We start from the raw sequence: 5,376 nt of genomic DNA on the forward strand, positions 1-5,376 counted from the left end.
TGATCACGCCGCCGGCCGGGCTGGACAACGGGATGACGACGGCGCCGGCGACGCCGGGCACGGCCGCCCCGATGCCGGTCATCCCGCCGCCGGGCACCCGGGCCAACCCGTCCGCGCCCGTTCCGAAATAGCGGTCGCGGCCCGGGGGTTGAAGCCGCTGCCGGCGCCGGCAGCGGAAACCCCGCTGGCGACCCCTGCTGGATTCGAACCAGCGACCGACGGATTAGAAATCCGTTGCTCTATCCGACTGAGCTAAGGGGCCGTGCGCGGGGCTGCGCGGGTCAGTGGGTACAGTTCTCGATCCGGCCGTAGCGGAAATTGTCGGCATAGGATTTGGGCCGCACGATCCGGGCCGAGGCGGGCTCGACCTCGTAGGCGATGCCCTGGCCGTCGGCATAGGCGATCGCGGCCTCGCGCGTCGGGAAGGTCAGGCGCACCTGGTTCTGCGTGCGTCCGCCGCCGATCCAGCCCATCAGCGCGTCCGGGTGCTGCCGCGCGGTCGGGTCCATCGGGGGTTCGTAGGCGAGCACCCATTCGTGCGTGGCGGCCCACCCCGACTGCATGGCGTTGCGTGGCTTCTGGTAGATGCGTGCGCGCATGTCCGCTCCGTCGTGCCGGCCCCGTTCGGTGCGGGGGGCCGTGTTGGCCGTGCTAGCGCCCGCCGGAGACCGGCACCAGCGCCCCGTTTACATAGGATGCCTCGTCCGACAGCAGCCAGAGGATAACCTTGGCCACCTCGTCGGCGGTGCCGGGGCGTCCCTGCGGCACGCCGGCCGAGAGGCGATGGACGCGGTCGGGCATGCCGGCCTTGGCGTGCAGGTCCGTGTCGATCAGGCCGGGATTGACGGCGTTGACCCGGATGCCGCGCGGCGCCAGCTCGCGCGCGGCGCCGAGGGTGAGGGTATCGACCGCGCCCTTGGACGCCGCGTAGTGCACCCATTCGCCGCCGCCGCCGAGGTCGGAGGCGCGGGAGGAGACGTTGACGATCGCCCCGCCATGGCCGCCGAGATCGGTCGCCATGCGCCGCGCCGCCTCGCGCACCACGAGGAACGCGCCGCGCACGTTCGGCCCCATCACGTCGTCGAGAATGGTTCCGGTCACCCGGTCGAGCGTCGCCACCGGGCCGGTGACGCCGGCATTGTTGACCACCGCCGAGACACGGCCGAGCGCCTCGTCCACCGCGGCGAACAGGGCGACGATGGACGCCTCGCTCGCGGTGTCGGCCTGCACCGCGATGGCGGTGCCGCCGGCGGCGGTGATCTCGTCCACCAGCGCCTGCGCCTTGTCGCGCGCGGACAGGAAGCTCAGCCCCACGGCATAGCCGCGCGCGGCGGCGAGGCGGGCGGTGGCGGCGCCGATGCCCTGGCTGCCGCCGGTGACGAGAAGGACGGGTCTGCTGGCCAAGGGTCGCTGCTTTCAGGTTGTGACGCGGACCGGCAGGTTGTGACGCGGACCGGTGCCGGGAGGGCGGCCCGCTGGTCGGGGCGAGAGGATTCGAACCTCCGGCCCCTGCGTCCCAAACGCAGTGCTCTACCAGGCTGAGCTACACCCCGACACCGCGCGACATAGCACGGCGCACGCGCCGGCATAAAGCGTGCGGGCGGTCGTCCGGGTCGAGGCGCGGCCCGCGTGCGGGCGGCGACAGGCGTGCGGGCCGGCCCGATCAGCCCAGATTGCCGAACAGCTTGCACTCCACCTTGTCGCCCACGCGGATGTCGAGCTTGCGGGTGATGCCGCCCTGCAGTTCCAAGGTCGCGCGCACCGGCTTGCCGCTGTCGATGATGGCGAGGCTGCGGGGCACCGTGTCCTCGGCAATCGCGGCGATGGTGCCGTCCTGGGCGATGAAGACCATGTCGAGCGGCACCAGCGTGTTGCGCATCCACATCTGGCTGCGCCGTGCCATGCCCCAGTCGAACAGCATCCCGCCATCCGCCGGCACCGAGGTGCGCCACATCAGCCCGACCTCCTGCTGCGCGGGGGTGTCGGCCATCTCCACCATGAAGTCGTGGCGCTTGCCGTCGTGGGTGACGATGACGAGCTTCTCGCGCGGCAGCACCGGCTGCGCCTTGGTGATGTCCTGCGCCCGGGCGCGGGCGGCAGCCCCGCCGACGGCGAGAGCGGCGGCGGCGGACAGCAGGCGGCGGCGGGAGAGGCGGATGGTCATGGGGCATCCTTCATGCTCTGCGCGGCGAGCGCCCGCACCTCGTCGCGCACCGGTCCCTCGCGCGGGGGATCGCGCAGGGTGGTGATCCAGTGCGGCGGCGGGTTGCGCCCGGCGGCGCGGTTATAGCGCAGCCCGCGCAGCACAGAAGCCGCCGCCGGCGGGATCGCGACCGGCAGCGGGATGTCGTTGAGCACGCCCCAGATACCGGCCCAGCAGCGCGCGACGGTGTAGGGGTTGTAGCCGCCGCCGCCCACCACCACGAGCCGGGGGGCGAGGAAGCGCACCGCCCGCACCGCGGCGAAATAGGCGTTGTTGGACAGCGACAGCCGGGCGAGCGGGTCTTCCTCCAGGCTGTCGGCGCCGGTCTGCACCAGAATCGCGTCGGGGCGGTGGCGCTCGATCAGCGGCACCACGGCGGTGTCGATCAAAAGCCGGTGTTCGCTGTCGTTGAGGCCGCGCGGCACCGGCAGGTTGCGTGCCGCCCCCCCGGCGCGGTCGTCCGCCGCCCCGGTATGCGGCCAGCGCCCGGCCTCGTGGATGCTGATGGTCAGCACCCGGTCGTCGCCGGCGAAAGCCTCCTGCACCCCGTCGCCGTGATGCGCGTCGAGGTCGAGATAGGCGACGCGCCCCAGCCCGAGATCGAGCCAGGTCAGGATCAGCAGCACCGGGTCGTTGAGGTAGCAGAACCCGGACGCCCGCGCCGCCCGGCCGTGATGGGTGCCGCCGCCGGGGCAGTGGACGACGCCGCCGCGGGCCGTCAGCCGCGCGGCCAGCATCGCCCCGCCCGCGGAGGTGGACGGGCGGCGCCAGATCTCGGGATAGACGGGATTGTTGGCAGCGGCGATGCCGTAGCGGTGGCGGTCGTCCTCGGTCGCGATCTGCGTCGCCTCCACGCGCTGCAGCGCGGCGAGATAGGCGGGATCGTGGAAGCGCGCGATCGCGGCCGCGCTGGCCCGCGGGCTGTCCACGTACTGCGCGGCGTCCAGCCAGCCGAGGGCGCGGCAGAGATCGGTGCAGGTGGAGACGCGCGGGATCGCCAGCGGATGCGCGGCGCCATAGGTCGAATGGCGATAGACCTCGCTGCCGACATAGACAGGGCGGATGCGCGGGTCGGGCGGCGTGCCCGCGCCCGCCGCGTCGCCGGTGGCGCCGCCCGGCGACGCCGTGTCGTCTCGCCCGTCCCCCGCCCTCATCGCCTCCCGATAGCCCGCCCTGCCCGCCTGATCCAGCCGCGCCGCGGCCACGGCCCTCAGCTCGTGAGCACCCGCAGAAAGGTGCGCAGCCGGTGGAGGAAGACGTCCGGCTCGGCCAGGTGCTCGGCCTCCATCGCGATGGCGTTGCGGCTGATGACCGCCTGCCCGCGCTGCGCCACCGTCTCCAGCGCGGTCAGAAGCTCCGGTCGCGCCTTTATCACCCGGCGGATATCGGCCCTTTCGAGGCGATAGGCCCGGCCCGGGGTGAGCGCGGTGGCGGTCGCCGTATAGGGCGTGCCGGCGAACATGGTGACCGCGCCGATGTTCTCGCCGGGTCCGGCCCGGTACAGAACGCGCCGGCCGCCCGCCTCCGGCCGCGTGACCTCCACCGCCCCGGTGGCGATCATGTAGACGGTGTCGGCGACGTCGCCCTCGCGCACCAGCACGTCGCCGACCTCCAGCGTGCGCGCGGTGAACTGTTCGGCGAGCAATGTGCGGTCCGCCTCCTCGAGCAGCCCGAACAGGTCGGAGGCGGCCAGCAGCTCCGCCAGGCTCAGCGGCTCGACGGGCGGCGGGGCCGCGTTGCCGGCGACCGCGAGCGCGATGCCGGCGGCGCGCAGATGCCGTTGCGCCTCGCCGAAGATCTCTGTCCGCGCCGCGCGCAGATCGTCACTGGTGGCGACATAGTAGCTGATCTCGTAGCCCACGCCGTCGCCGGCAGCGCCGATGCAGGCCACGACCGGCGCCGGCTCCGCCAACGGGATGCGGCAGGTCATGATGGCGGCCCGCAGGACGGCACGGCAAGCCTCCTGCGACGCGGCGGCATCCAGGGTGAAGGCGACGGACGCGCCGCGCCGCGGCGTCGGTGCGCTGCGGTTCACCAGCCGCGACTTGGCGATGATGCTGTTCGGCACCACCGCGACGTCGCCATGCACCGTCGAGATCTGCGTCGAGCGCCAGTTGATCTGGACGACCGTGCCCTCGATCCCGCCCTCGACCCACAGCAGATCGCCCGGCTTGTAGGGGCGCTCCAGCCCGACGGCGACGCCGGAGAAGACGTCCGAGAGCGTGTTCTGCAGCGCGAGGCCGAGCACGATCGCGATCACGCCGGACGTCGCGACCAGCCCGCGGATGGGCACCTCGAAGGCAAAGTTGATGATCGCGAGGGTGGTCGCGATGTAGACGGCGCCGGCCAGCAGGTCCGAGACGATGCGCGTCTCGCGCGGCCGGTCCTCCAGCACGACGACCAGACGGGCGACCCCGACCGCCGCACGCGCGGCGACCACCCACCAGCCGGCCTCCACCAGCTGTTCCCAGAACTGCCGTCCGGAGGATGTCGTGCCGTAGTGCGGATCGAGCGGCGAGCCGAGCAGCCGCTGCACCAGCAGCGTCAGCGCAACGAACGTGGCGGCCCGCGCCAGCACCCGCAGCCATAGCGGCCAGTGCGCGCGCAGCCGCGGTCCGATGAACGAGACGCACAGCAGGATGGTCGAGACGGCCAGCAGCACCGTCGTCGCGGTGCTGTCGATCACGCGTGGCGGTTCGCGGGCAAGGGGCGCCTGGTCGGACAGGTGGCGGCCACCGGCCGCGATACCGAGAGAAAGGCCGGTGCGCGCATCGATCCCGGATAGCGCGCAAGCGGCGGCGGGGCCAGCCGCCCCGCTGGCCGGGCGGCCTTAGTAGCCGCCACCCAGCCGGCAGGGACCGCCGTCGCACGTCTGATAGGGGGAGAACGGATACTGGACGTTCGGATGCGGTCCGCCGCACGCTCCCAGCAGCAGGGCTGCGCCCAGCAAAAGCATCGCCATCCGTGCCGACATCAATCGCCCTCCGCCGCCGCCATCACGCGAATGCGTGCGGCATTGCCATGCTCTCAAGTGTGGGAAGCGGTGACGGGTTCCGTCCGGGCGCGCGGCGCGGGGCTATTATGCGGCCAGCGCGGCGGCGGCCAGCGCCATCGGGACAGCCATCGGGACGGGCGCCGGGGCGTGAGTGGCGCGTCGGGCGAGCCGCGCGCGG

General features: G+C 72.9%; 6 protein-coding genes and 2 tRNA genes. All 8 read right to left on the reverse strand.

The genetic code is table 11. The features are described from left to right. Window positions 1-185: 185 nt before the first annotated feature. The 8 genes from B8460_RS07285 to B8460_RS21725 all read right to left on the reverse strand — a co-directional run bounded on the left by B8460_RS07285 (window position 186) and on the right by B8460_RS21725 (window position 5,177). Window positions 186-262, reverse strand: a tRNA-Arg gene (locus tag B8460_RS07285). A gap of 19 nt (window positions 263-281) precedes the next feature. Then, a complete protein-coding gene (locus tag B8460_RS07290) occupies window positions 282-599 on the reverse strand; it encodes an ETC complex I subunit (protein ID WP_048860923.1) in 318 nt (105 codons plus the stop codon). Between the two features lie 52 nt (window positions 600-651). Further along, window positions 652-1,404: an SDR family oxidoreductase gene (locus B8460_RS07295; RefSeq protein WP_048860924.1), complete on the reverse strand. Its 753-nt coding sequence runs from the start codon at window positions 1,402-1,404 to the stop codon at window positions 652-654. A gap of 72 nt (window positions 1,405-1,476) precedes the next feature. Continuing rightward, window positions 1,477-1,553, reverse strand: a tRNA-Pro gene (locus B8460_RS07300). A 110-nt stretch (window positions 1,554-1,663) separates the two neighbouring features. Beyond that, window positions 1,664-2,164: a DUF192 domain-containing protein gene (locus B8460_RS07305; protein WP_048860925.1), complete on the reverse strand. Its 501-nt coding sequence runs from the start codon at window positions 2,162-2,164 to the stop codon at window positions 1,664-1,666. Beyond that, window positions 2,161-3,408 (reverse strand): acetoin utilization protein AcuC, encoded by a 1,248-nt coding sequence (locus B8460_RS07310; protein WP_241771136.1) that lies wholly within the window; start codon window positions 3,406-3,408, stop codon window positions 2,161-2,163. Before B8460_RS07310 ends, B8460_RS07305 begins: the two co-directional genes overlap by 4 nt. A gap of 5 nt (window positions 3,409-3,413) precedes the next feature. Further along, window positions 3,414-4,889 (reverse strand): cyclic nucleotide-binding domain-containing protein, encoded by a 1,476-nt coding sequence (locus B8460_RS07315; protein WP_048860926.1) that lies wholly within the window; start codon window positions 4,887-4,889, stop codon window positions 3,414-3,416. Between the two features lie 144 nt (window positions 4,890-5,033). Further along, complete coding sequence (locus B8460_RS21725; RefSeq protein WP_158322741.1) at window positions 5,034-5,177, reverse strand: hypothetical protein; 144 nt, start codon at window positions 5,175-5,177, stop codon at window positions 5,034-5,036. Window positions 5,178-5,376: the final 199 nt, after the last annotated feature.

The organism is Acidisphaera rubrifaciens HS-AP3 (assembly GCF_000964365.1).
Lineage (GTDB): Bacteria > Pseudomonadota > Alphaproteobacteria > Acetobacterales > Acetobacteraceae > Acidisphaera > Acidisphaera rubrifaciens.